This is a genomic window from Microbacterium sp. 1.5R, from assembly GCF_007667425.1.
GTDB lineage: Bacteria > Actinomycetota > Actinomycetes > Actinomycetales > Microbacteriaceae > Microbacterium.
On record NZ_VDRC01000002.1, the window covers coordinates 438155 to 464700 of the forward strand.

Sequence of the window (26546 nt, forward strand, 5' to 3'; positions counted from 1 at the left end):
ACGCTGACGACATGTTGTACGAGCACCTCGGGGCTCGGCCCCGGATCCACGACACCGCCGTCATCGCCCCGACCGCCGTGGTCTCGGGCGACGTGCAGATCGGGCCGGGGTGCCAGGTCCTGCACGGCGCCGTCATCACGGCCGAAGGCGGCCCCATCACCATCGGCGAGCACGTCATCGTGATGGAGAACGCGCTGATCAGGGCGACCGCGGCCCACGCCGTGCACATCGGACCGCATACGCTCGTCGGCACTCTCGCGAGCATCGCCGGCGCCACGGTGGGCGAAGAGGTCTTCTTCGCATCGGGCGCACGGATCTTCAACGGGGCGCTCGTCGGCGACCGCTGCGAGGTGCGCGTGAACGCGATCGTGCACCGGCGTGCGGTGCTGCCGTCCGGCACCGTCGTGCCGATCGGTTGGGTGGCCGTCGGCGACCCCGTGGAGCTGTTCTCGCCGGACCGGGCGGATGAGATCGCCGCCGCGCAGCCGGACCTCGACTTCCCCGGGCACGTTTTCGGCGTCGACCGCGACACCCCCGACCTCATGGTGCAGCTCACAGAGCGGTACGGCAGCTCGCTGGCGCGGCATGCGCAGGACGTGCGCATCGACGGTCCCGCGGCGGGTGGGGAGTGAGCGTCGGCGCAGGCCTGGTCCGACCGGACGTGACGACGGAGGATGCCGAGGCGATCGCCCGTGCCTGTTACGGCATCGAGGCCACGGCGACCGAGCTCGGCAGCAACCAGGATCGCAACTTCGTGCTGCACGAGACCGATGGCGAACGCAGCGTGCTGCGGGTGGACAACCCCGCTTTCGGCGACGAGGCGCGCGATGCCCAGCACGCTGCTCTCGACGCGTACCGCGCGGCGGGCGTGCGCGTCCCCGCCCTGCTCCCCGGGCTCGACGGCGAGCTCACCCAGCGCTGGCAGGGATTCGCCGTGCGACGCAGCGAGTATGCCGACGGGCAGTCCGTCGTCGATGCGGGTTACCTCGCGCCGGTGGTGCTCGCGGAGTTCGGCGCGCTCGCCGCGGCATCCGTCTCGGCGCTCGCCGACCTGCGGCACCCCGGACTCGATCGCGACCAGATGTGGGACATGCGGGTGGCGCACGACCAGGTCCGCGCGCTCGCCGCCGCGATCGACGACGACGACCTGCGGCGGCGGGTGCTGACGGCGGCGGACGAGGCGCAGGCCGCGCTCGGCGTCGTGGCATCCGACCTCCCGGTGCAGGCGATTCACGGCGACCTCACCGATGACAACGTCACCGGCGTCCGCGGCGCGGACTCGCGGCTGCATCCGCATGTCGTTCTCGACCTGGGCGACCTCGGGCTCGGGTGGCGCGTCGCTGAGCTCGCGGTGTGCGCCTCGTCGATGCTGCACCACGAGCCGGAGCGCCCGCTGCGGGTGCTCGACACGATCGCCGCGTTCCACGAGCGTGTATCGCTGCAGCGCGCGGAAGCGCTCGCGGTGTGGCCGATGATCGTGCTGCGAGCGGCGTTGCTCGTCGCCAGTGGATGGCGGCAGCTCGCGATCGACGGCGCCAACGACTACGCGCGGGAGCGGATCGCGGGGGAGCAGGCGATCTTCGACGCGGCGACGGCGGTGCCGCTCCGCGAGGCGGTCGAGCACGTGTGCGATCGTGTCGGCATCCCTCCCTCCGGCTCGGTGCCCCCGTCGGCGCAGCCGCTCCTCCCCGACATCGCCGATGGCCTGGTCGTGATCGACGCGGGCGTGGAGTCACCCGAACTCGACGCCGGACGGTGGATGGATGCCGCGGCAGAATACCGACTCGTCGGCGAGGCGCACGCGCGGGGCGCCGCCGCCGCCGTGCTCCCGTACGGCGCGTTCCGCCTCACCCGCGCCGCCGTCGACTCCGTCGACCCCGCCGCTACCTGGCCGATCGAGACCGAGGTGCACCTCGCGCCGGGGCGGGAGTCGCGCGTGGTCGCACCCTGGGCGGGTGAGCTGCACTATGGAGACGGGGTCGTGCAGCTCGCCGCCGGCGCCGGCTGGATCCTGGAACTGCGTGGTTCTGGACTGGGTGGCTCTGGACCGGGTGGTTCTGGACTGGGTGGTTCTGGACTGCCAGCCGACACCACCCTGCCAGCCGACGCCACAGCGCCAGCAGTGCGCGCCGGTGAGCAGATCGCGACGGTCGGGTCGGCCGACGGCGCCACCGTCCTCGTGATCGGACTGCGGCGAAGGGACGCGCCGCGGCTCGGGCACCCCGGCGACGGCGCGACGCTCGTCACGGCCGACCGCGCGCCCGCATGGCGGCGGCTCGCTGCGGATCCGGCCGGGCTGCTCGGCATCCCGTCGCACGCCGAGCACGACGAGGCGGGGGAGGAGTCGCGTCGGCGTGAGCGCATCTTCGCCGAGGCGCAGGAGCGGTACTACGAGCATCCGCCGCAGATCGAGCGCGGCTGGCGCCATCATCTGATCGACACGACCGGCCGCACCTACGTCGACATGGTGAACAACGTCGCCGGACTCGGCCACGCGCATCCTCTCGTGGCGGAGGCCGCGAATCGTCAGCTGCGCACCCTCGCGACCAACTCGCGCTTCCTCTTCCGCGACCTCGCCGAGTACAGCGAGCGGCTCGTCGCCCTCATGCCCGAGGGCAGCGATCTCGACACGGTGCTGCTCGTCAACAGCGGCTCCGAAGCGGTCGATCTCGCCCTCCGCCTCGCGCAGGCGGCCACCGCGCGCCGAACGATCGTCGCCCTCCGCGAGGCGTACCACGGGTGGACCATGGCGAGCGATGCGGTCACCACCAGCGCCTACGACAATCCGTTCGCTCTCGAGACCCGCCCCGACTGGGTGCACGTCGCCGACGTACCCAACCGCTACCGCGGCACCTACCGCGGCGACGACACCGCTGAGCGCTACCTCGCCGACCTCGACGCCGATCTCGACAGGCTCGCCGCAGAGGGACGAGACGTCGCCGCCTTCCTCTGCGAATCGGTGCTCGGCAACGCTGGCGGCGTGCTGCTGCCCGACGGATACCTCGCCGGAGCCTATGAACGGGTACGCGCCAACGGCGGTCTCTGCATCGCGGACGAGGTGCAGGTCGGCTTCGGCCGCATGGGGTCGACGTTCTGGGGCTTCGAGCAGTCGGGGGTCGTGCCGGACATCGTCACGATCGCGAAGCCCATGGGCAACGGATTCCCGATCGGCGGCGTCATCACGTCGAAGCGGATTGCCGACGCGCTCAGCTCCCAGGGGCAGTTCTTCTCGTCCGCCGGCGGCAGCTCGCTGAGCTGCCGCGTGGGCATCGCCGTGCTCGACGCGATGGAGGCGGACGGGCTGCAGAGCAACGCCCTCCGGATCGGCGCGCGGATGGCCGCAGGGTTCGAGGAGCTCGCTCTGCGGCATCCGCTCATCGGCCCCGTGCACGGCGCCGGTCTCTATCTCGGCGTCGAGCTCGTGCGCGACAGGGAGTCGATGGAACCCGCGGATGCCGAGGCCGCGGCGATCTGCGAGCGGATGCGCGAGCTCGGCGTCATCGTGCTCACGACCTCGGAGCGCTCCAATGTGCTCAAGGTGAAACCGCCGCTCTGCCTGACCGCCGAGAGCGCCGACCATGTGCTCGCAGCGCTCGACCGGGTGCTCTCGGAAGGGTGGTGAGCCGGGCCTTCGAATCCCGCCTTGGTTCGCCATGTTAAATGCGTATTTCGAACGAGATTCGCTCTTCCGCTGACGAATATCTCGGGTACATACTGATGCTCAGCGTCGGACGACCCGAAGTCCGGCCCATGCGCTGTTCCTGGAGGAGTACACATGGCCACGAAGACGAAGCCGCTCGCGCAGGGAGGCGGAACCCTCCGACGCAACCTCGGACTGTGGGCGATCGTCGGACTCGGGCTCGGCTACATGACGCCGACCGTCGTCTTCGACACCTTCGGCATGGTCGCCCGCGACACGAACGACGTCGTCCCGGCCGCCTACCTCGTCGCCCTCATCGTCATGGTGTTCACCGCCATCAGCTACGGCAAGATCGCGAGCGCGATTCCGAGCGCCGGGTCCGCGTACACCTACGTGCGGGAGTCGATCCATCCGAACCTCGGTTTCATGGTCGGCTGGACCTCGTTGATCGACTACGTTCTCCTGCCGATGGTGAACTGTCTCATCATCAAGAGCTATCTCGAGGCCATGTTCCCCGACGTCCCCGCGTGGATCTGGGTCGTGCTCTACTGCATCCTCGTCACCAGCATCATCTACATGACCATGCGCGGCACGTCGAACCTCAACATGATCCTGCTCGTCTTCTCGATCATCGTCATGGTCGTGTTCGTGGTGCTCGTGGTCGCGCAGCTGATGCGCGGCGACGGCGCGGCGACGATCCTCTCGGTCGGCGCCTTCCTGCATGATGACGTGACCATGGGCGCGGTGCTGACCGGCGCGACCATCGTCTGCTTCTCGTTCATCGGCTTCGATGCCGTCACGATGTACGCCGAGGAGGCGAGGGATCCGAAGATCATGCCCAGGGCGATCCTCCTCACCGTGCTCATCGGCGGCGGGATCTTCCTCGTGGCGTCGTACGTCTCGCAGCTGCGCTTCCCCGACTGGAACGAGTTCGCCCCCGGCGGTGACATGCAGTTCGTCGAGGACTCGACCCTGCCGATCATCGGCGACCTGGTCGGGGGCAATGTGTTCATGGCGGTGCTCACCGCGGCGGGCTTCTGCGCCACGCTCGCCTCGGGCCTCGCCTCGCACGCGTCGGTGTCGCGGATGCTGCTGGTGATGGGCCGCAACAACGTGCTGCCGCAGCGCGCCTTCGGCTACATCAACCCCCGCACCCACACGCCGACGTTCAACATCGTGCTCGTCGGAGCGATCTCGCTGCTCGCCATCCCGTTCACGCTCGAGCTGATCGCCGCGTGGATCAACTACGGCGCACTGATCGCGTTCACGTTCGTCAACGTCTCGGTGATCGCCTGGTTCGCGATCCGCAAGGGCATGCGCCGCACGCCGCGCGACATCTTCTCGTACATCGTGATGCCGGGCATCGGCATGCTGCTGACGGGTCTGCTGTGGGTGAATCTGCACCCCGACGCGCTGATCGGCGGTCTCACCTGGACGGTGCTCGGCCTCATCTACCTCGCGGTCATCACGAGGGGCTTCCGCAAGAAGGTCGTCGCCTTCGACGAGAACCAGGCGGTGACGGGCTACAACAAGGTCGTCAAGGTGCCGGTCGACGAGCGCTGAGGCGTCCGCCGGTTTCGAATCGCTTGAATTGCAGCATTCCCCGGGTGGGAGCTGCCATTCAAGCGATTCGAAACCCGGAAGGGATCAGATGACGCCCTGCGCGAGCATCGCGGCGGCCACGCGCTCGAAGCCGGCGATGTTGGCGCCCGCCACGTAGTCGCCGGCGACGTCGTAGCGCTCGGCGGCGTCGAACGCGGCGCGGTGGATATCGCCCATGATCTCCCGCAGCTTGTTCTCGCTCGCATCGAAGCTCCAGCGCTGACGGGAGGCGTTCTGGCTCATCTCGAGCGCCGAGGTGGCCACGCCGCCCGCGTTCGCGGCCTTGCCGGGGGCGAACAGCACGCCGGCAGCCTGGAAGGCGTCGATCGCCGAGGGGACGCATGGCATGTTCGCGCCCTCCGAGACGGCGCGCACGCCGTTCGCGATCAGCGCCTGCGCAGCGTCGCGGTCGAGCTCGTTCTGCGTGGCGGAGGGCACGGCGATGTCGACGGGTACGTCCCACACGCTTCCGCCCTCGACGAAGCGGGCACTCGGCCGGCGACGCGCGTACTCGACGATGCGCGCGCGTTCGACCTCCTTGATCTGCCGCAGCAGATCGACGTCGATCCCGTCGTCGTCGACGACGTACCCGGACGAGTCGGATGCCGTGACCGGGGTCGCACCGAGCTGACCGGCCTTCTGGATGGCGTAGATCGCGACGTTGCCGGAACCCGATACGCCGACGCGCTTGCCGTCGAGCGAGTCGCCGTGCACGCCGAGCATCTCCTGCGCGAAGAACACCGCACCGTAGCCCGTCGCCTCGGTGCGCACCTCCGCGCCGCCCCAGCCGGTTCCTTTGCCGGTGAACATCCCCGATTCGTGGCGGTTGGTGATCTTGCGGTACTGACCGAACAGGTAGCCGATCTCGCGACCGCCGACGCCGATGTCGCCGGCCGGCACATCGGTGTGCTCGCCGAGGTGGCGGTACAGCTCGCTCATGAACGACTGGCAGAAGCGCATGATCTCGGCATCCGACCGTCCGTGCGGGTCGAAGTCGGATCCGCCCTTGCCGCCGCCGATCCCCTGACCGGTGAGCGCGTTCTTGAAGATCTGCTCGAAGCCGAGGAACTTGATGATCGACAGGTTCACCGAGGGGTGGAACCGCAGACCGCCCTTGTACGGGCCGAGCACGGAGGAGAACTGGACGCGGTAGCCGCGGTCGACCTGCAGCCGCCCCGCGTCGTCGACCCACGGGACGCGGAAGAGGATCTGCCGCTCGGGCTCGACGAGGCGCTCGACGATGCCGCCGTCGACGTACTCCGGATGCCGTTCGAGCACCGGGGCGATCGAGTTCAGCACTTCGTGCACGGCCTGCTGGAACTCGGGCTCGTGCGGGCTGCGCGCCCGCACCGTCTCGAAGACGGGCTGCACGGTGTCGGCGAGCGGGTGGAAGTCGGCGGAGGGGGAGGAGGTCACGTCCGAGAGGGCTTTCTGGTCTGGGCGACGGGGACGGCACGCACGCGTGTCATCCGGTGTTCTGCAGTCCGGCGGCGACGCCGCTGACCGAGAGCAGGAGCAGGCGGCGCTGCTCGTCCTCCGACCCGGATCCGGTGGCCTCGGCCGGCTCGCGGAGGGCGCGGAGGGCGCGCAGCTGCAGCAGCGACAGAGCATCGACGTACGGCGTGCGCAGCTGCACGGCGCGCTGCAGGATCGGCTTGTTCTCGAGCAGACCAACGCCACCGGTCAGGCGGATTACCCATTCGCGAGTGAGCGCCAGCTCGTCGAGCACGAGCTGCGCGAGGTCGTCGCGGTCGCCGAGCGCGAGGTACTCGCGGGCGATGCGCTCGTCGGTCTTCGCCAGGCTCATCGCGACGTTGTCGATCATGGTGTGCAGCAGCGGCCACTCGCGGTACGCCTCGGCCAGGCGCTGCTCGTCGCCCACCGCGGCGAGGGCGGTGCCCAGCCCGAACCAGCCGGCGAGGTTGATGCGCGCCTGGGTCCACGCGAACACCCACGGGATCGCCCGGAGGTCTTCCAACGACTCCACCGACAGGCCGCGCCGTGCAGGGCGCGAGCCGAGTGCGAGCAGACCGATCTCCTCCATGGGCGTCACCGTTGCGAACCACTGCGCGAAGCCCTCGGCCTTCACGAGCGAGAAGAACCGCTCGCGCGACGAGCGATCCATGATGTCGGCGATGTCGGCGAACCGGCGCGCGGCGTCGCTCGTGCGCTTCTCGACGGTCGGGGAGGAGGCGAGCAGGGTCGCCGCGGCGACCTGATCGATGTGGCGCATCGCGATCGCCGGCTCGCCGTAGCGGGCGAAGATCACCTCGCCCTGCTCGGTGAGCTTGAAACGTCCGTCGACCGAGTGCGGGGGCTGCGCGAGGATCGCGGAGTTCGCGGGGCCGCCGCCGCGGCCGAGAGCGCCGCCACGACCGTGGAACAGTGTCAGTTCGATGCCGGACTCCGTGGCCCAGAGCGCGATCTTCTCCTGCGCCTCGTACAGCGCGAGGTTGGCGGCCACAGGACCGACGTCCTTCGACGAGTCCGAGTACCCGAGCATGACCTCGAGGCGGTTGCCCGTGGCGGCCATCCGCTCGCGGAACTCGGGGAACGTGACGGCCTCGGCGAGGATCGCGGGCGCGGCCTGCAGATCGGCGAACGTCTCGAACAGCGGTACGACGTCGAGCACCGGAGCGTCGTCGCCGAGCGCGTGGCGCGCGAGGGCGTAGACGTTCGCGAGGTCGGACGCCGCCTGCGTGAACGACACGACGTAGCGCCCGGCGGCGCGCAGGCCGCGGTCGCGCTGGATGCCGGCGATCGCGCGGAAGACCTCGAGGACCTCCTCGGTCTGCGCGCTCACCGGCTCGTCGCCGGTGAGTTCGGCGAGTGCCTTCGCGTGCACCTGCGAGTGCTGACGCACCTCGAGCTCGGTGAGGTGGAAGCCGTACGTCTCGACCTGCCAGATGAGGTGCTGCACGCCGCCGAACGCGTGGCGGCGGGCCCCGGCATCCGCCAGCGACGACTGCACGGCCCGCAGGTCTGCGAGGAGCTCCTCGGGGGCCCCGTAGCGCTCGTCGTCACCCCGGCGGGTGGCGCCGACCCGGTGCGCGAGGGCGAGCACGACGCGGCGGTGCGGCTCGCCGGGCGAGCGGGCGGCGAGCTCGTCGGCGAGGCCGGGCTCGGATGCCGCGAAGCGCTCCCACAGGCCGAGCACCTCGTCGCTGGGCGGGGTGTCGTCGGCGTCCAGGGTGAGGGTGCGGCCGATGCGCTCCAGGGCGCGCTCGAGCCCGCGGAGCACGTGGTCGGAGGCGATCTGCGATGCCTCCCTGGTGACGGATGCCGTGACGAACGGGTTGCCGTCGCGGTCGCCGCCGACCCACGATCCGACGCGGACGAAGGCGGGCACGACGGGCTCGCTGGCACCGGAGTCATCACCGCGCAGGGCGTCGTCGATGCGGCGGTACACGTGCGGCACCGTGGTGAACAGCGTCTCGTCGAAGACGCTCATGACCGTGCGCACCTCGTCGGTGGGCGAGGGCTTCTGCGCGCGCAGCGGTGCCGTGCGCCACAGCGTCTCGATCTCCTCGAGCATCCGGCGTCGTGCGCGGTGCTGCTCTGACCCGCTCTCGCTCGCGGCGTCGTGCTGGGTGAGCAGCTCCGACAGGCGGCGGATGCTCGACGACACCGCCCTGCGGCGTGCCTCTGTCGGGTGCGCGGTGAAGACGGGGTGGAAGCGCAGGCCCTGCAGTCGCCGTCGTGCCTCGTCGTCGCCGACCTCGGACTTCAGCCGGGCGTACGCGGTGGCGACCGTGTCGGCTGCGTCCTCGCGCCCCGGGAGGCCAGCGCGCTCGCGCAGCACGCGGACGCGTTGGTGCTCCTCGGCGAGGTTGACCAGGTGGAAGTAGCACGTGAAGGCGCGCGCCACCTCGTCGGCCCGCGCGATCGTGAACGACTCGGCGATCGCCGCGGCGCGGTCGAACGCGTCGGACGTCTCCTCGTCGTACGCCTGAATCGTGGCGAGGCGCAGGCGCTCGACGTCGGCGAAGAGGTCGTCGCCTCCGGCCTCGCGCAGCACCTGACCGAGCAGGCCGCCGAGCATTCTCACGTCGGAGCGCATCGCGTCCGGAATGCCTCGGCCCGCTTCGAAACGGCCGATGATGCGGATCGCCGAGGTGTCGGTGGGCTCGGGAAAACTCTGTGCGGGGGTCACGCTCACGAGCGTAGCCGGGTCGGGAGAGGTGCCCTGCACGCATGACGGCGCGCGACGTGAGAGAGTCGGTCCGAACCGAGGATCAGCACCGAGGATGAGCACCGAGGAGCACGCCGTGGCCGAACAGCCCCAGACCGACCCGCTGCGAGCGGCAGCCGAGACGATGCGCGCGGTCAGGGAGCGCTGCGTGTGGTCGCAGCGCATCACGCATCGCGACCTCGTGCCGTACCTCATCGAGGAGTCGCACGAGGTGATCGAGGCGGTGGAGAGCGGTACCCGAGGCGACCTGCGTGAAGAGCTCGGCGACCTGCTGTGGCAGGTGCTGTTCCATGCCGCGATCGCCGCGCAGGACCCCGAGGATCCCTTCGACATCGACGACGTCGCCGAGACCCTCACCGAGAAGATGGTCAGGCGGCACCCGCACGTCTTCGCGGGTGAGGTCGCGATGACGCCCGAAGAGGTGCTGGTGCACTGGAACGCGGCGAAGGCGGCTGAGAAGCGCACGAGGACCAGCGTGCTCGACGGCGTGCCGCGGGGGATGCCGGCACTCGCCCTCGCGCAGAAGCTCGTCGGACGCGCGGCCGGAGTCGGCGCGGCCGGGGTCGGTGCGGCCGGAGTCGGCGCGGCCGGAGTCGCGACTGCTCCCGCGACCGCGCCGACGAGCGAGGCCGACCTCGGCGATGCCATGCTCGCCCTCGTCTCCCTCGCCCGCGAGCGGGGATGGGACGCTGAGCGGGCACTGCGCGAGCGTCTGCGCGGCCTCGAGGACGAGGTGCGCGCCGCGGAGGCCGAGGGCTGAGGACCACGGCATCCGTCCCCGACCTGGGAGCGGCATCCGTCTCCGACCTGGGAGGGGCATCCGTCGCCGACCTGGGAAGATGGAGACGTGGCTACTGTGAACCCGCCGCGCGGCATGCGCGACATCCTCCCCGCCGACAAGGCCCGCCGCGAGCGGGTCCTCTCCGTCATCCGCGACCGCTACCGCGCGCACGGCTTCGACGAGATCGAGACCCCTGCGCTCGAGGAGTACTCGCGCCTGCACGCCGGCATCGGCGGCGACAACGAGAAGCTCGCCTACAACGTGCTGCGACGGGGACTCGACCCTGAGGCGATCAGGGGCGCTGCCGACGATCAGGGGGCGCTCGCCGACCTCGGGCTCCGCTACGACCTCACCGTGCCGCTCGCGCGGTTCTACGCGAGCAACCGCGGGCAGCTGCCCGGTGTCTTCCGCGCGATCCAGATCGGTCCGGTCTGGCGCGCAGAGCGTCCGCAGAAGGGGCGCTACCGCCAGTTCGTGCAGTGCGACATCGACATCATCGGCGACGACTCGTCGCGGGCCGAGGCCGAGCTGATGGTCGCCTCGCTCGACGCGGTCGACGCGCTGGGGCTCGAGGGCGCCACGGTGCGCATCAACGACCGCCGTGCGCTCGACTGGATGCTCGACAGCTTCGGCTTCACCGCTGAGGAGCGCCCGGGCGTGCTGATCACGATCGACAAGCTCGACAAGATCGGCACCGACGGTGTGGCGGCCGAGCTCCGCGAGCGGGGTGCTGCAGCATCCGCCGTCGACGCGTTCGAGGCGTTCCTGCAGCGGCCGCAGACCATGGAGTACAACCCGTTCGGTGAGAGGCAGATCCGCAAGGCGCTGCCCGAGGGGGCGCCGGACGAGATCGTCGCGCACCTCGTCGGCATCGGCGAGGCTGTGGCCGCGGGGCGAGCGACGAGCGCTGCGCCCTCCGAGCTCGCGGACATCCCGCTCGTCTTCGACCCGTTCCTCGTGCGGGGCATGGGCTACTACACCGGCACGATCTTCGAACTGGCGCATCCCTCGGTCGGCTACTCGCTGGGCGGCGGAGGGCGCTACGACGGCATGATCGGTCGGTTCCTCGGACAGCAGGTCGCGGCGGTCGGCTTCTCGCTCGGATTCGAGAGGCTCGTCGATCTCGTCGCAGACGGGACGGATGCCGAGGAGCGCGCCGTGGTGCTGATCCATGACGCCGACGTGCCCGTCGGAGAGCTCGTGCGGCACAAGGCGGCGCTCGTCGCCTCCGGCGCCCGGGTGCGGCTCGAACGCCGCACGAAGAACGTCAAGGCGTTGCTGGAGCGCTCGGCCGCCGACGGCTACACGGCCTTCGCGACCGTGAGCGCCGGCGCCTCCGACCTGGAGCTCAAGCCTCTCTCCTGACGGCTACCCGTCGCTGGTCCGGTCGCACTCCGTGCCGTCGGGTTCTCGTCGCCGCGGCGCGTTCTGCGACTGGAGCGCGTTCGAAGCGTCGAGTGGGCCGTTCACGTCGCGTGCACGCTGTGTTCACGCCCGTCGGGTCGAATCGGCGCATGAGTCGACCGTCCCTCGCCGCCAGAGCAGGAGTCGGCGCCGGGATCGGTGTCGCGGCCGTGGCGCTCGCCGCGGGCATCCGAGCCGTCCTGGCGCGCCAGGCGGCGGTCGCTCGCCGTCGGATCGGCAAGCCGCTGGGAGAGCAGTCGCTCGACGCCGATCGGGTGTGGCGGTCGCGATTGGACGGGGCGCCGCTCGAACTGCTCGTTCTGGGCGATTCGGTGGCAGCCGGCCTCGGCGCCCAGCGCCGCAAGGAGACTCTCGGCGGGCGCCTGGCGAAGGGCCTGGCGCGACGCCTGCACCGACCGGTGCGGTTGCGAACCGCCGCCGTCGTGGGGTCGGAATCGTCAGACCTCTCGGCGCAGCTCGACGGTCTGCCCGCCGATTACGTGCCGCACGTCGCGGTGATCGTCGTCGGCGGCAACGACGTGACGCACCGGGTGCCCGTCTCGGTGTCGACGCGGCATCTGCGCGAGGCGATCGACGCCCTCCGACAGCGCGGCACCGAGGTCGTCGTCGGCACCTGTCCCGACCTGGGCGCGCTGCGCCCGGTGCCGCAGCCGCTGCGGCGTGTCGTGGCGGGTCTGTCGCGCCGTCTGGCCGAGGCGCAGAGCGAGATCTGCGTAGCGGCGGGCGCCACCCCCGTCGACCTGCGTCGCGCCGTCGGCCCGATGTTCCTCGAGGATCCGGACGCCATGTTCAGCCTCGACCGCTTCCACCCGAGCGCGCTCGGCTATCGTCGCACCGCCGACGCCCTGCTTCCCGCCGTGTCGGAGGCCGCGCGGGTCGCGCTGCGCACGGGGTCGCTGGAACGGCCCTCGGTCGAGCGCGGCTAAGGGCCCTGTCGTCCGGTCGACAGACGAAGTCGGACAGCGCGGTACAGCACGCCGGCGAGCACCACCACCGTGCCGACGAGAGAGGCCCAGAGAGGAAGCGTGTTGACGAGCAGCAGGCATCCGAGCGCCCCGACGACCTGCAGGGCGCGAGGGAAACGCCGGGCGGCCCCCATCTGGCGGAACGCGGCGGCGTTCGCGATCAGATAGTAGAGCAGCACGCCGAACGACGAGAAGCCGATGGTCTCCCGCAGGTCGCCGAGCAGCACGATGCCGATCACGATGATGCCGACCGCGATCTCCGCACGGCGCGGCACGTGCCAGCGCTCGTCGACGCGGGCGAGGACGCGCGGCAGGTCGCCCTCCCGTGCCATCGCCAGAGTGGTACGGCCGATCCCGGTGAGCAGAGCCAGCAGCGCGCCCAGCGACGCCGCGGCCGCCGTGATCCGCAGGACCGGGCCGAGCGCCGACCACTCGCTCGCCGAGACCACCTCCGCGAGCGGGGCGCTGGCCGACGCGGCATCCGCGCCGAGGGTCAGCATCACGACGATGCCGACCGCGGCGTAGACCACGACGGCGCCGCCGAGAGAGAGCACGATCGCCCGCGGGATCGTGCGCGCGGGGTCGACGACCTCCTCGCCGAGCGTCGCGATGCGCGCGTATCCCGCGAAGGCGAAGAACAACAGCCCGGCGCCCTGCAGCACGCCGTAGGCGTTCGTGTCGGGCAGTGGTGCCGGTTCGCTGATCGGGACCGAACCTGCGCCGATCGCCACCACGACGGCCAATCCGAGCAGGGAGCACGCGACGAGGATGCGGGTGAGCAGCGCCGTGCGGGTGACGCCGACGCAGTTCACGGCGACGAGCAGGGCGACGGCGAGCGCGGCCACCGGCACCTGCCAACCGTCGGGCGCCGCGTAGGCGGCGAAGGTCAGCGCCATCGCCGCGCAGCTCGCGATCTTGCCGACCACGAAGCCCCACCCCGCCACGAACCCCCACCAGGGGCCGATCTCCGCGCGAGCGTAGGCGTAGGTGCCGCCGGCGACGGGATGCGCGGCGGCCAGCTGGGCCGAGGCGGTGGCGTTGCAGAAGGCGACCACCGCGGCGATCGCCAGTGCGATGAGGATGCCGTTCCCGGCGACCCCGATCGCCGGGCCCCACACCGAGAACACGCCGGCGCCGATCATCGATCCGAGACCGATCGCGACGGCGTCGGGCAGGCTCAGTCGGCGGGCGAGGGGCACGAGGTCATCGTGCCATGCGCGGATGAAGGCGCGGTACGCGAACGACGGGAGCGTCACCACGGCCGCGCGGGTCCAGTCGTCCGAGAGCCGACGGGTGCGGATGCCGCATCCGAGCTCGTTCCACGGTTGTGACCATTGTTATAGTTCAGCTAGAATTACTAGCGAACACAGAGGAGGTGCGCGGATGCTGATCAGGGTCGACCCCGAGAGCCCCCGGCCGCTGTACGACCAGGTGGCGGCATCGATCCGCGCCGAACTGCTCGCCGGCGTCCTCGCCCCGGGCGACCGGCTCCCCGCCGCCCGCGACGTCGCAGCGGCTTTGCGCATCAACCAGCACACGGTCCTGCACGCGTACCAGGGGCTCCGCGACGAAGGGCTCATCGATCTCCGCCGCGGGCGGGGAGCGGTCATCTCGGCAGCAGCGGCGCCGCTCGCCGACTTCGCACACGAGATCGACGACCTCGTGGCGCGCGCCGCGCAGATGGGGGTCTCCGCCGAGATCCTCGCCGGCATCATCCGTACCCATGCCGACGCGCGATCACGTCAGGGCGACGGGCCGAGCTCGACGCGCAGTCACGATCCCGCAGCGACACCCGATACCGAGGAGGCACAGCCATGACGTCCACCGGCCCGCGACCCACTTCCGCCGCTCCACTGCGTCGCGCACGTCTGCTCTTCCTCGTGGTGGCGCTCCTCGTGCCCGTCGTCATCGTGGCCGCGGCCGCCATCGTGCTCGCCGGGTGGCTTCCCTCGTTCCTCGAACCCGTCGCCATCCACTGGGGGATCGATGGGGCCGACGGCTTCGCCCCGGCATCCACGTATCTGTGGCTGCTTCTCGGCGTCGGCCTCGGAGTGCCGCTGCTCATGGTCGTGACGACCCTCGTGGCGGTGCGTGACCAGTGGGGCGGCGCCGCCCGGCTGATGGGCGCGCTCGCCGCAGGGATGTCGGCGTTCGCCGCCGTCATGAGTCTCGGATCGTTGTGGATCCAGCGCGATCTCGGCCCGGGGGCGGAGGTCCCCGGCGTCGGCGGCGTGATCGGCGCGGCCGCGGCCGGCCTCCTCGTCGTCGGCGGTCTCGCCTGGGTGGTGCAGCCGCGCTACCGGACTCCTGCCGGACAACTGCTCGCGCCTCGACAGGACGTCCGGGTCGGCACCGGCGAGCGGGTCGTCTGGCTCGCGACCGCCACGATGCCATGGGGCGCGCTGATGCTCCTCGGCCTCGTCCTCGCGGGAATGATCGTGCTCGCCGTGGTCATGCTCCTCCTCGGCGTCGCGGGGTGGTGGGTCGTCGCGCTCGGCGCGCTCGTCACGGCACTCGCGCTCGCCGCCACCGCCTCGTACCGCGTGAGCATCACTCCAGAGGGCTTCAGCGCCCGCTCTCTGCTCGGGCGGCCCCGGGTCGACATCGCGCCGGACGAGATCACCGGTGTCCGGGCGATCGACGTCTCGCCTTTCGGCGACTTCGGCGGCTGGGGGTGGCGGATCTCCGTCGACGGACGCACCGGCATCGTGACCCGTCGCGGCCCCGCCATCGAGGTGTCACGGCGGGACCGTAAACCCTTCCTCGTCACGATCGACGGGGCGCAGGAGGGGGCGGCCCTGCTGCAGAGATACGTCGAACTCGGAGCGGAGGGCCCTGGGGCGGGCGCCGGGGAGGACTTCCGATGATCGCCGAGCAGAAGGTCCGCTGGATCCCCGTCGTCGCCTTCGTGCTTATCGCGTGCGGGCTCGCCTGGCTGGTCGCGCTGCCGCTGTGGCTCGGCGACGGTCTCGCCGAGCCAGTGGCTCCCGTGCTTCTCGTCGTGATGATGCTCACGCCCGCCGTCGCCGCGCTCACCGTGACGTTCGCCTTCGGGGCGCCAGCGCGCGGCATGCGGCTGCGGTTCCTCGGCTTCTGGCCCCTGCGGCCGGCGAAGCGCGTCTTCTGGCTGCTGCTGATCGGCTGGCTCGGTCCGCCGGTCGTGGTGGCGCTCGGCATCGTGATCGCGGCCGTGCTCGGCGTCGTGCAGCTCGACTTCACGTTCGCGGGCCTCTCGGCGCAGATCGAACAGGCGCTCCCGCCCGGGGCGCCGATGCCTCCGGTCGGTCTCGTCGTGATCTCGCAGCTCGCGATCCTCCCCATCGGCGCCCTGATCAACAGCATCCCGGCCCTCGGAGAGGAGCTGGGGTGGCGCGGATGGCTCCTGCCCGCCCTTCGACCTCTCGGCACGTGGCCGGCGCTGCTCCTCAGCGGCGCGATCTGGGGGCTCTGGCACAGTCCGGTGATCATGCTCGGCTACAACTTCGGACGGACCGACGCCTCCGGTGTGCTGTTCATGACCGTCGGATGCGTCGCCTGGGGCGTGCTGCTGGGCTGGTTGCGGCTGCGTTCCGCCTCGATCTGGCCGGCGGTCGTCGCACACGGATCGCTGAACGCCGCGGCCGGACTCATCTTCCTCGTCGCCGCCGGTCGGCCCGACCTCGCGCTGGCTGGGCCCCTCGGAGTGGCGGGGTGGGCGGCCGCGGCCGTCGTCATCGCCGTGCTCCTCATCACCGGGCAGTTCCGGCGGCAGCCCGAGCTCGGTGTCTCGCCCGCGGTGTCGCGGCCCGCAGGGGACGCGGAGGCTCCGGCCTCGCCGACCGTCGGCCCTTGACTCCCTCGTCCGCATCGCGGTTGGCTGAGGGCATGGAATCCACGCCCGCAGCCTGGTCGAAGGCCGACGCCTATCTCGCCGATCTCCTCGTCGGACACGATCCGCAGTTAGAAGCGGCGCTGGACGCGCAGCGGGAGGCCGGACTGCCAGAGATCGAGGTCGCGCCGGTCGGTGGCAAGCTGCTGAACCTGCTCGTGCGCATCAGCGGGGCGCGGCGGGTGCTCGAGATCGGCACGCTCGGCGGGTACTCGACGATCTGGATGGCGAGGGCCGTCGGACCCGACGGTCGGGTCGTCACGGTCGAGGCCGAGGCCGACAACGCCTCGGTCGCGAGGGCGAGCATCGACGCAGCCGGTGTCGGCGATCGCGTCGACATCCGAGTAGGGCGGGGCGCCGACGTGCTGCCGACGCTGGACGGCGGGTTCGACCTCGTGTTCATCGACGCCGACAAGGAATCCAACACCCTCTACCTCGATTGGGCGGCGAAGCTCGGTCATCCGGGCACCGTGATCGTGCTCGACAACATCGGCCGCGAGGGCGAGATCGTGCGCGGCGACAGCACCGACTCGAAGGTCGTCGGCACGCGCGAGGGACTGCGGATGCTGGGGGAGGACCCCCGTTTCGATGCGACGGCGCTGCAGACGGTGGGGGTCAAGGGGTGGGATGGTGTCGCCCTCGCGATCGTCGTCTGACCCGCGACACGACCCGTGGAGCGCGACGGTCGGCGGGCTAGACTTGGTGCGGATCGACGACGCTCCACACATCTTCCTCTCTGAACAAGGAGCACATCAGTGGCACTGATCGAGGCTGTAGGCGCACGCGAGATTCTCGACTCGCGCGGAAACCCGACCGTCGAGGTGGAGGTGCTCCTCGACGACGGCGTCGTCCAGCGGGCCGCCGTCCCGTCCGGTGCATCCACCGGCGCGTTCGAGGCGTACGAGCTGCGCGACGGCGACAAGAGCCGCTACGGGGGCAAGGGTGTGCTCAAGGCCGTCGAGGCCGTCATCGACGAACTCGGCCCGGCCCTCGAGGGCGTCGAGGCGAGTGAGCAGCGCATCGTCGACGAGATCCTCATCGAGACCGACGGCACCGAGAACAAGCAGCGCACCGGTGCCAACGCCATCCTCGGCGTGAGCCTCGCCGTGGCGAAGGCCGCCGCCGACTCGGCCGACCTGCCGCTGTTCCGCTACCTCGGCGGACCCAACGCGCATGTGCTGCCCGTGCCGCTCTTCAACGTCATCAACGGTGGCGAGCACGCCGACAACGGCATCGACATGCAGGAGTTCTTCCTCGCGCCGATCGGCGCGGAGACCTACTCCGAGTCGCTGCGCTGGGGTGTCGAGACCTACCACGTGCTGCGCAGCGAGCTGAAGGCCGCCGGCTACGCGACCGGTCTCGGCGATGAGGGCGGCTTCGCCCCCGACCTGCCCAGCAACCGCGAGGGCCTCGACTTCCTGGTCAAGGCGATCGAGAAGGCCGGCTTCACGCCCGGCACCGACATCGCGCTCGGCCTCGACGTCGCCGCGACCGAGTTCTTCTCCGACGGTGTGTACCGCCTCGACAACAAGGACTGGACCGGCCCCGAGCTGATCGAGTACTACCAGGGCCTGGTGAACGACTTCCCGATCGTCACGATCGAGGACGCCCTCGCCGAGGACGACTGGGACAACTGGAAGCTCCTCACCGATGCGCTCGGCAGCAAGGTGCAGCTCGTCGGCGACGACCTGTTCGTCACGAACCCGAGCCGCCTCGCCGACGGCATCAAGCGCGGCGTCGCCAACTCGCTGCTCGTCAAGGTGAACCAGATCGGCACCCTGACCGAGACGTTCGACGCGGTCAGCCTCGCGCAGCGCTCCGGCTACACCGCGATGCTGTCGCACCGTTCCGGCGAGACCGAGGACACCACGATCGCCGACCTCGTCGTCGCCACGAACGCGGGTCAGATCAAGGCTGGTGCGCCTGCTCGCAGCGAGCGCGTCGCGAAGTACAATCAGCTTCTGCGCATCGAGGAGGAGCTGGGCGACGCCGCGGTGTTCGCCGGCCGCTCCGCCTTCCCCCGTTACCAGGGCTGAGCGCAGCTGAAGACGATCCACCAGACCCGAGAGGTCTGAACCAGGAGGAGGAGCCGTGGCACGACGACCGGCTCCTCCTTCGGTGTCTGCGGGCTCATCCCGACTCCCCGCCGAGGAGAAGCACTCGGCGCGCGCCCCGCGCTCGGCACGCGTCCCCGCGGGCCGCGGCGCCGGTGAACGACGGGTGGACGTGCGGGAGTGGGCCTCCGGCATCCGACTGTCCGCGTTCTCCGTCATCATGCTCTCGCTCGTCGTACTCGGCACGTGGGTGCTCGTGCCGACCCTCGGCACGTTCATCGACCAGCGACAGAAGATCGCGGCGCTCGAACACTCGATCCAGGTGTCGGAAGACGAGATCGTCGCGCTCCAGAAGGAGCGCGAGCGCTGGAACGACCCGGCGTACATCACGACGCAGGCCCGCGAGCGTCTGTACTACGTGAAGCCCGGCGAGGTCGTCTACCTGATCGACAACGACCTCGACCCCGCGGCGCTGCCCCAGGAACAGGGACCGGTGAGCGACACGCTGGAAGAGAAACCCTCGGACTGGATGCCGCAGCTGCTGCGCACCCTCACCTCGGCCGGTCTCAGCGACACCGCCGCGGTCGCCCGCTGACCGGCGTCGCGGCCCGCGCGGCTCAGAGCATCCTCCCCGGGTGCTCCCGTACGCTTGACGGGTGACCACCCCGCCCTTCACCGCCCCCACGCCCGCCGAGATCGCCGTCGTCTCGGCCCAGCTCGGGCGCGAGGCCCGCGGAGTCGTCGGCATCGCCGCCCGGTGCGCCTGCGGGAACCCGACCGTGGTCGCCACCACGCCGCGACTGCCCGACGGCAGTCCGTTCCCGACCTTCTACTACTTGACGCATCCCGCAGCGACCGCGGCCATGTCGACCCTCGAGGCGACGCAGGTCATGCCCGAGCTCGCGGCGCTGCTCGCCGACGACGCTGACATCGCCGCGGCGTACCTCGCCGCGCACCGGGCCTACCTCGCCGACCGTGCGGGATTCGGCGAAGTGCCCGAGATCGCCGGAGTCTCCGCCGGGGGCATGCCGACGCGGGTCAAGTGCCTGCACGCCCTCGCCGGACACGCCCTGGCCGCGGGGCGCGGCGTCAACCCGATCGGCGACGAGGCGCTAGCGCGCTCCAGCTGGTCGCCCGACGTCTGCCGCTGCGAGGACCCCGGCGCGGCGCTCCGCGACGAGGCGTCATCGGCATGAGCCGGGGGCGGATGCTGCGCAGTGTCGTCGCAGCGGCGGCGGTGGTGGCATCCGTGCTGCTCCTCGGCGCCGCGACGCCGCCGCCCGTCGCCGACGACCCCCAGGATCCGACGAGAGCCGCGGAGTACTGGCTCGACGGTGCTCGCATCCGCGACGCGTGGCAGACGACCCGGGGTGACGGAGTCACGATCGCCGTGATCGACACGGGCATCGGCAAAGTGCCCGGCACGTTCGAGAACGCCGTCGTCGGGGGCACCGACGTCTCCGGTGCCGGCTCGCCGGACGGGCGCACACCGCTCGGCGCGGTGGACGGGAACCACGGATCCTGGGTCGCATCACTGGCAGCCGGCCGCGGGGCGGCCGACGGAACGGGCATGATCGGAGTCGCCCCCGAGTCGAAGCTGCTGTCGATCTCCGTCGGGTTCGGCGCCGCGGCGGCCGTGCCGTTCACCGAGCAGGTCGCCGAGGCGATGCGGTGGGCGGTCGACAACGGCGCCGACATCATCAACCTCTCCTTCACGACGAACACCCTCGACTGGGACCGCAGTTGGGACGACGCCTTCCTGTACGCGTTCGAGCACGACGTGGTCGTGGTCGTCGCAGCGGGCAACCGCGGCAGCGGCACCGACATCATCGGGGCGCCGGCGACGATCCCCGGCGTGCTCACCGTCGGAGGGGTCGATCAGACGGGCACGGCGAGCGTCGAGGCATCGACCCAGGGCATCACGATCGGCGTCGCCGCGCCCAGTGAGGGGCTGCTCGGCGTCTCGGCCGACGGCAAGCTCGTGTCGTGGAGCGGCACGAGTGGCGCCGCGCCCATCGTCGCGGGCATCGCCGCGCTGATCCGCTCCGCGCACCCCGAGCTCGACGCGTCGAACGTCATCAACCGCATCATCCGCACCGCCATACCGGTCGAGGGCATGGGGCGCGTTCCCGACCCGTTCTACGGATACGGGCTGATCGACGCGCAGGCCGCGGTGACGGCCGATGTCCCGAAGGTCAGCGAGAACCCGATGGGCGACCTCGCCGAGTGGGTGCGGCTGTACCGTCGAGCCGAGACGGTGCCCCAGCCGGAGCCCACGGCCACGCCGATCGCCGTGCCGCCGCTGCCGGCTGCGGACGCCCCGACGGACTCCGGTTCACCGCTGCTTCCCAGCGCTGATTCACTGCGCTACGGTACCCTGCCGCTCATCGCGCTCACAGTCCCTGGTATCCTGATAGCGCTTGGCGTCACCGCTGCTGCCCGGCGCATCCGATCGGCGCGCGCTCGCACGCCACATTCCTGACTCTCTAGGAGTTTTCCCCCCGTGCCTCAGAACAGCACTGTGCCCAAGATTCTGATCGTCGGTGGAGGCTACGCAGGCTTCTACACCGCGTGGAAGCTCGAGAAGCACCTTCGCAAGGGTGAAGCAGACGTCACCATGGTCGACCCGCTGCCGTACATGACGTACCAGCCGTTCCTACCGGAGGTCGCTGCCGGCGGAATCGAGGCCCGCCACTCCGTGGTCGCCCACCGTCGTCACCTCAAGCGCACGAACGTCGTCACCGCCAAGGTGACGAACATCAACCACGCCGAGAAGGTCGCGACCATCACGCCTCCGCTCGGAGAGCCGTACGAGTTCGCGTACGACCAGATCGTGGTGACGGCTGGTGCCGTCTCGCGCACCTTCCCGATCCCCGGCATCGCCGACAACGCGATCGGCCTCAAGACCATCGAGGAGGCCGTCGCCATCCGCGACCGCCTGATGTCGAACTTCGACAAGGCCGCTTCGCTGCCGGCCGGCCCCGAGCGCGACCGTCTCCTGACGGTCGTCGTCGTCGGTGGCGGCTTCGCGGGCATCGAGGTGTTCGCCGAGCTGCGTTCGCTCGCCTCGTCGCTCGTGGGCAAGTACCCGCAGCTGACGTTCGACGATACGCACTTCCACCTCATCGAGGCGATGGGGCGCATCATGCCCGAGGTCTCGCTGAAGACGAGCGAGTGGGTGCTGAAGGATCTCGCCAAGCGCGGCGCGAACGTGCACCTCGACACGCAGCTCACGAGCGCTGTCGACGGCAACGTCGAGCTCTCGACCGGCGAGGTCATCCCGACGGATCTCATCGTGTGGACCGCCGGCGTCATGGCGAACCCGACGGTCGTCCGCGGTGGAGACCTGCCTGTGGAGGAGCGCGGTCGCATCCAGACCCGTGCCGACCTGCGCGTCGGCACGCCAGAGGCCTTCGTCGAAGGCGCCTGGGCCGCCGGTGACGTCTCGGCCGTTCCGGACCTCTCGGGTGGCGGCGTCGGCGGCTTCTGCGTGCCGAACGCACAGCACGCGGTGCGCCAGGCGAAGCTCCTCGCGAAGAACGTCGTGGCCGTGCTCCGGGGCGAGGCACCCAAGGAGTACTTCCACAAGAACCTCGGTGCCGTTGCGGGCCTCGGCCTCTACAACGGTGTCTTCCAGTCCGGCAAGATCGCGCTCAAGGGCTTCATCGCCTGGCTCGCTCACCGTGGCTACCACGGTCTCGCGATGCCGACGTGGGAGCGCAAGTGGCGTGTGCTGTGGGGCTGGTGGAACAACCTGTGGCTGGGTCGCGACCTCGTGAACCTGCAGACGGTGCAGAACCCCCGGTACGTGTTCGAGGAGTTCGCGGCCCGTCCGCGTCCGGCCGCGCCCGCGGCTCCCGAGGCTCCCGCGCTGCCCGGATCCCACTCGTCCGAGCCGGCGACCACGATCGCCGCGGCCGAGAGCACCCCGGATGCCGACGAGCCGGTGACCGACGACGCCCCGGCCGAGAAGCCCTCATCCGAGGCGTCCGATGCGAAGGCCCCCGCAGCGAAGAAGCCCGCTGCGAAGAAGCCCGCTGCGAAGAAGGCTTCTGCGAAGAAGGCTTCTGCCGAGACGCCGGCGGAGACGGCTGCCGCCAAGTAGTCCGCTCGAAGAACGCCCCGATCCCGTGAGGAGTCGGGGCGTTCGTCGTATCCGGCGCGGGCGTCGGCATCCGGCGCTTCGCATCCGGCTCATAGGCGCCACCGGTAACGTCGATCACGCAAGGGGAGTACTCCCATCTGCGATGGCGTCGTCACTACGGACATGAGATCGTGTCCCGGCCCATCGGCCCGCGAGGGTGGAGGAGACCGGGCGTCCGTATCAGCGCGGACGGCCACGGATCCTCGTCTGCGGGTTCTCGGCGGTCCGCTCGTCACACGAAGGAACCGCCACCATGGGAAAGCTGAACCGCCTGCTCGGAATGGCCGCGAAAGCACTTGACCTCGACGGCTCGGGCGATCGAAAGTCGACATCGCACGTCCCGCAGCATCCGCGCACGCAGCAGCCGTGCACGCCACAGCCGCGCACGCCACAGTCGTCGTACACACCACCCGGCGCCCGCGATCCGCACTCGCCGTCCGCCCCGCAGAACCGGTACGCGCCGCCACCCGCTGGGGCGAGGAAAGGGACGGATGCCGACCGCGCGGCCATCGCGCGCTACGACTACCTCCTGCAGACCGCCGACCCGCATCGCGTCGAGCAGATCCACCGCGAGGCGTTCGCTCGTCTGACACCGGCGCAGCGCGCACAGGTGCAACAGCGGATGACCGTCGAACTCGCTCCGGAGGAGCGCCCGGCCACGTCGTCGCCCGACGACCTGGCGCGCGCCGCGGGGCGCACCGAGGCGGCGCGCCCCGGGCGCATGCGCGGACTGCTGTCGCGCGTCGGCGGCGTCGGCGCCGCCGGTGTCGTGGGCGGCGCGGCGGTGGGAGTGCTGGGCGTCGTGGCGGTCGGGGCGATCGGCAGCGCAGTCGCCGCGCCTCTGCTCGAGCAGGCAGCAAGCCTCGGGGTCGACTTCGACGCGCTCGCGCAGGGTCTCGATCTCGAGGCGATCGCGGGCGGGTTCGGCGCCGAGGAGTTGTCCGGCGCGGCAGAGGGCGTCCTGGGATCCGCGGGCGAGACCGTCTCAGGCCTCGGCGATACCGCGAGCGACTGGGGGCAGCGACTCGGCGACCTCGGCATCCCCGGCATCGGCGAGCTGTTCGGCCGCTGAGCCGGACGCGGTGGTGCCCCCGCTGGGACTCGAACCCAGACTGAAGCGATTTTAAGTCGCCTGCCTCTGCCATTGGGCTACGGGGGCTCGACCGCCAGCCTACTGCCGGAGGGGGGTGCGACCCGGTCCCGCACAGGATGAATCCGAGTCCGCTCAGGTCGTATGGTGGGGGAGTGCTCGACCTCACCGCCGACCTGAGCCCCGCGACCGCTGCACCCCCGGTCGCCCCCGAATGGCTCGACCCCGCTCGGTATTGGCCACGCCTCTCGGCGGCAACCGGGCACCTGCCGGCGCCCGTCGCCGTGATCGACCTCGGGGCGCTCCGCCACAACGCCTTCGACATGCTGGTGCGGGCGGGTGGACTCCCGATCCGGGTGGCGTCGAAGTCCGTGCGAGTGCGCGCGGTGCTCGACGCGGTGCTGGCGCTGCCCGGCTACCGCGGCATCCTGGCGTTCACGCTGCCCGAGGCGCTCTGGCTCGCCGAGACCCACGATGACATCGTGATCGGCTATCCGACGGTCGACCGCGCCGCCCTCGCCGCGCTCTTCGCGTCGGAGCAGGCGGTGCAGCGCGTCACGCTCATGGTCGACGATCCGGCGCACCTCGATCTCATCGACAGCGTCGCTCCGCCGGAGCGTCGCCCCGAGATCCGCGTCGCGATCGACGCCGACGCCTCGCTCCGCTCCGCGGCTCTCGGGCACATCGGGGTGCGCCGTTCTGCCCTGTTCACCGCAGGGGAGGTCGCCGCATTCGCTCGGGCGATCGTCCGTCGCCCCGGCTTCCGTCTCGTCGGTCTCCAGATGTACGAGGCGCAGATCGCCGGGCAGGGCGACGACGCCGGGATCGATGCCCCCGTCATCCGCCTCATGCAGGCGCGCTCGCGCGCCGAGCTCCGCGAGCGCCGGGCCGAGATCGTCGGAGCGCTCACCGGCATCGCGCCGCTGGAGTTCCTCAACGGCGGCGGCACGGGGTCGCTCGAGTTCACCGGCAGCGACGAATCGCTCACCGAGGCGAGCGCGGGGAGCGGACTCCTCGGCGGTCATCTCTTCGACGGCTACCGGTCTTTCCAGCCCGCTCCCGCGGCGGCCTTCGCGTTCGATGTCGTCCGTCGCCCCGCCGCCGACATCGCGACCGTCCTCGGCGGTGGCTGGATCGCCTCGGGCCCCGCGGTCGCCTCGCGGCAGCCTCGACCGGTCTGGCCCGACGGCCTGCGTACGCTGCCGAGAGAAGCGGCGGGGGAAGTGCAGACGCCGCTGCAGGGAGCGAAGGCCACCCAGCTCGGTGTCGGCGATCGTGTGTGGTTCCGGCACGCGAAGAGCGGCGAACCGGCCGAGCGCATCGACGGCTACCACCTGGTGTCGGGGGACGAGGTCGTCGACCATCTGCCCACCTACCGCGGCGAGGGGAAGGCGTTCCTGTGACCCGGATCGGCGGCACCTGGCAGAACTGGGCGCGCTCCGCGCAGGTGAAGCCGCTGCGCGTGGAGCGCCCGCGCAGCCCCGAGGGCGTCCAGCGAGCGGTGAAAGCAGCCGTCGCGCAACGACTGAGCATCAAAGCGGTCGGAGCCGGGCACAGCTTCACGGGCATCGCGATCGCGCCCGGGGTGCTTCTGGAGCTCGACGACCTGCAGGGGCTCGTCTCGGCGGATGCCGCCACGGGCCGCGTCACACTCCTCGCCGGCACGCGGCTGCATCGCATTCCGCGGCTGCTCGCGTCGCACGGCCTCGCCATGCAGAACCTGGGCGACATCGACCGCCAGTCGATCGCCGGTGCGATCTCGACGGGCACCCACGGCACCGGCGCCGGGTTCGGCGGTCTCGCGACCCAGGTGGTCGGAGTGACCCTCGTCACCGCGGAGGGGGAGTTCCTGCGCATCGACGAGGATCACCAGCCCGAGCTGCTGCCCGCGGTCGCGCTCGGCCTCGGGGCGCTCGGCATCCTCGTCGAGGTCACTCTCCAATGCGTTCCGGCGTTCGTGCTGCAGGCCGTCGACCGGCCGGCAGCGCTCGACGAGGTGCTCGAGACCGTCGACCAGCGCGTCGCGGCATCCGACCACTTCGAGTTCTACTGGTTCCCGCACACCGAGGTCGCTCTGACCAAGCAGCAGACCCGCCTTCCCGAATCGGCACGGCGTCAGCCGCTGCCGCGGGTGGGGAAGTGGATCGACGAGACGCTCCTGTCGAACGGTGTCTATCGCGTCGCATGCGCCACCGGGCAGCTCGTCCCGGCGATCACGCCGCCGTTCAGTCGCCTCGCGGTGAAGGTCACCGGCGATCGCGAGTACACGGACCTGTCCCACCGCGTGCTCACTCAGAGCCGCACCGTGCGCTTCCGCGAGATGGAGTACGCGCTGCCTGCCGAGAACGTCGTACCGGCGTTCCGCGCCGTGCGCACGCTGATCGCGCAGCGCGGGTGGCGGATCGAGTTCCCTATCGAGGTGCGGTTCGCGGCGGCCGACGACCGCTGGCTGTCGACGGCCCACGGGCGTGCGAGCGGCTACATCGCCGTGCACCGGTACTGGCGAGCCGACCCCACCGAGTACTTCGGGGCCGTCGAGCGGATCATGCTCGATCACGGCGGCAGGCCGCACTGGGGCAAGCTGCACACCCTGACCGCCGAGCAGCTGCGCGAGCGGTACCCACGGTTCGACGACTTCGTCGCGCTTCGCGACCGCCTCGATCCTGAGCGCCGATTCGCCAACCGCTACCTCGACCGCGTCCTCGGGGCCTGACGCGCGAGATCAGGCGTCATGCACCCAGTCGACGCGCAGGCTGCGCCGATAGGATGAGACAAACACGAGGAA

The 26546-nt window shown here is 70.8% G+C and carries 21 protein-coding genes and 1 tRNA gene; 18 read left to right on the forward strand and 4 right to left on the reverse strand.

What is annotated here, in order from left to right:
- Positions 1–11 precede the first annotated feature (11 nt).
- The 3 genes from FSY98_RS13000 to FSY98_RS13010 all read left to right on the forward strand — a co-directional run bounded on the left by FSY98_RS13000 (position 12) and on the right by FSY98_RS13010 (position 5203).
- A complete protein-coding gene (locus FSY98_RS13000) occupies positions 12–632 on the forward strand; it encodes a gamma carbonic anhydrase family protein (protein ID WP_144877088.1) in 621 nt (206 codons plus the stop codon).
- The gene (locus FSY98_RS13005; RefSeq protein ID WP_260857398.1) at positions 629–3622 is read left to right on the forward strand and encodes an aminotransferase; all 2994 of its coding nucleotides are present in this window, start codon (positions 629–631) and stop codon (positions 3620–3622) included. The genes FSY98_RS13000 and FSY98_RS13005 overlap by 4 nt, the downstream gene beginning before the upstream one ends.
- Before the next feature lie 153 nt (positions 3623–3775).
- On the forward strand, positions 3776–5203 hold the full coding sequence (locus FSY98_RS13010) for an APC family permease (RefSeq protein ID WP_186307683.1): 1428 nt from the start codon (positions 3776–3778) through the stop codon (positions 5201–5203).
- 84 nt (positions 5204–5287) lie between these two features.
- On the opposite strand, the gene gdhA is transcribed toward FSY98_RS13010, so the two are convergent.
- The gene (gene gdhA / locus FSY98_RS13015; RefSeq protein ID WP_144877089.1) at positions 5288–6658 is read right to left on the reverse strand and encodes an NADP-specific glutamate dehydrogenase; all 1371 of its coding nucleotides are present in this window, start codon (positions 6656–6658) and stop codon (positions 5288–5290) included.
- A gap of 49 nt (positions 6659–6707) precedes the next feature.
- On the reverse strand, positions 6708–9395 hold the full coding sequence (locus FSY98_RS13020; protein ID WP_144877090.1) for a phosphoenolpyruvate carboxylase: 2688 nt from the start codon (positions 9393–9395) through the stop codon (positions 6708–6710).
- Between the two features lie 94 nt (positions 9396–9489).
- Here FSY98_RS13020 and FSY98_RS13025 point away from each other — a divergent pair, with 94 nt between their 5' ends.
- From FSY98_RS13025 to FSY98_RS13035, 3 genes are all read left to right on the forward strand, one after another.
- On the forward strand, positions 9490–10194 hold the full coding sequence (locus FSY98_RS13025; RefSeq protein ID WP_144877091.1) for a MazG family protein: 705 nt from the start codon (positions 9490–9492) through the stop codon (positions 10192–10194).
- 114 nt (positions 10195–10308) lie between these two features.
- Positions 10309–11580: a HisS family protein gene (locus FSY98_RS13030; protein WP_222119183.1), complete on the forward strand. Its 1272-nt coding sequence runs from the start codon at positions 10309–10311 to the stop codon at positions 11578–11580.
- Positions 11581–11729: 149 nt separating this feature from the next.
- Positions 11730–12566: an SGNH/GDSL hydrolase family protein gene (locus FSY98_RS13035; protein ID WP_144877092.1), complete on the forward strand. Its 837-nt coding sequence runs from the start codon at positions 11730–11732 to the stop codon at positions 12564–12566.
- Here the strand turns inward: FSY98_RS13035 and FSY98_RS13040 are convergent.
- Positions 12563–13804: an APC family permease gene (locus tag FSY98_RS13040; protein ID WP_144877730.1), complete on the reverse strand. Its 1242-nt coding sequence runs from the start codon at positions 13802–13804 to the stop codon at positions 12563–12565. The two genes, FSY98_RS13035 and FSY98_RS13040, sit on opposite strands and share 4 nt — an antisense overlap.
- A gap of 184 nt (positions 13805–13988) precedes the next feature.
- On the opposite strand from FSY98_RS13040, the gene FSY98_RS13045 reads away from it, so the two are divergent.
- The 10 genes from FSY98_RS13045 to FSY98_RS13090 all read left to right on the forward strand — a co-directional run bounded on the left by FSY98_RS13045 (position 13989) and on the right by FSY98_RS13090 (position 23743).
- Positions 13989–14423, forward strand: coding sequence for a GntR family transcriptional regulator (locus tag FSY98_RS13045; protein WP_144877093.1), 435 nt, complete (start codon positions 13989–13991; stop codon positions 14421–14423).
- Positions 14420–15472 carry a DUF1648 domain-containing protein gene (locus tag FSY98_RS13050; protein WP_144877094.1) on the forward strand — a complete coding sequence of 351 codons (1053 nt, stop codon included), beginning with the start codon at positions 14420–14422 and terminating at the stop codon, positions 15470–15472. Before FSY98_RS13045 ends, FSY98_RS13050 begins: the two co-directional genes overlap by 4 nt.
- Positions 15469–16437, forward strand: coding sequence for a CPBP family intramembrane glutamic endopeptidase (locus FSY98_RS13055; RefSeq protein WP_144877095.1), 969 nt, complete (start codon positions 15469–15471; stop codon positions 16435–16437). Before FSY98_RS13050 ends, FSY98_RS13055 begins: the two co-directional genes overlap by 4 nt.
- A 32-nt stretch (positions 16438–16469) precedes the next feature.
- Positions 16470–17129 carry an O-methyltransferase gene (locus FSY98_RS13060; RefSeq protein ID WP_144877096.1) on the forward strand — a complete coding sequence of 220 codons (660 nt, stop codon included), beginning with the start codon at positions 16470–16472 and terminating at the stop codon, positions 17127–17129.
- Positions 17130–17228: 99 nt separating this feature from the next.
- Positions 17229–18509: a phosphopyruvate hydratase gene (gene eno, locus FSY98_RS13065; protein ID WP_050721500.1), complete on the forward strand. Its 1281-nt coding sequence runs from the start codon at positions 17229–17231 to the stop codon at positions 18507–18509.
- A 55-nt stretch (positions 18510–18564) separates the two neighbouring features.
- Positions 18565–19122 (forward strand): septum formation initiator family protein, encoded by a 558-nt coding sequence (locus tag FSY98_RS13070; RefSeq protein WP_260857399.1) that lies wholly within the window; start codon positions 18565–18567, stop codon positions 19120–19122.
- Between the two features lie 61 nt (positions 19123–19183).
- The gene (locus FSY98_RS13075; protein WP_144877097.1) at positions 19184–19723 is read left to right on the forward strand and encodes a DUF501 domain-containing protein; all 540 of its coding nucleotides are present in this window, start codon (positions 19184–19186) and stop codon (positions 19721–19723) included.
- A complete protein-coding gene (locus tag FSY98_RS13080; protein WP_144877098.1) occupies positions 19720–21009 on the forward strand; it encodes a S8 family serine peptidase in 1290 nt (429 codons plus the stop codon). Before FSY98_RS13075 ends, FSY98_RS13080 begins: the two co-directional genes overlap by 4 nt.
- Positions 21010–21048: 39 nt before the next feature.
- On the forward strand, positions 21049–22632 hold the full coding sequence (locus tag FSY98_RS13085) for an NAD(P)/FAD-dependent oxidoreductase (protein WP_260857400.1): 1584 nt from the start codon (positions 21049–21051) through the stop codon (positions 22630–22632).
- Between the two features lie 292 nt (positions 22633–22924).
- Positions 22925–23743: a cation-transporting ATPase gene (locus FSY98_RS13090; RefSeq protein ID WP_144877100.1), complete on the forward strand. Its 819-nt coding sequence runs from the start codon at positions 22925–22927 to the stop codon at positions 23741–23743.
- Between the two features lie 11 nt (positions 23744–23754).
- Here the strand turns inward: FSY98_RS13090 and FSY98_RS13095 are convergent.
- Positions 23755–23830: transfer RNA gene (locus tag FSY98_RS13095), tRNA-Leu, on the reverse strand.
- Between the two features lie 86 nt (positions 23831–23916).
- On the opposite strand from FSY98_RS13095, the gene FSY98_RS13100 reads away from it, so the two are divergent.
- Positions 23917–25164, forward strand: a complete 1248-nt coding sequence (locus FSY98_RS13100) for an alanine racemase (protein ID WP_144877101.1) — start codon at positions 23917–23919, stop codon at positions 25162–25164.
- Entirely contained in the window at positions 25161–26474 is a 1314-nt protein-coding gene (locus FSY98_RS13105) for a D-arabinono-1,4-lactone oxidase (protein WP_144877102.1), read from the forward strand. The genes FSY98_RS13100 and FSY98_RS13105 overlap by 4 nt, the downstream gene beginning before the upstream one ends.
- Positions 26475–26546: the final 72 nt, after the last annotated feature.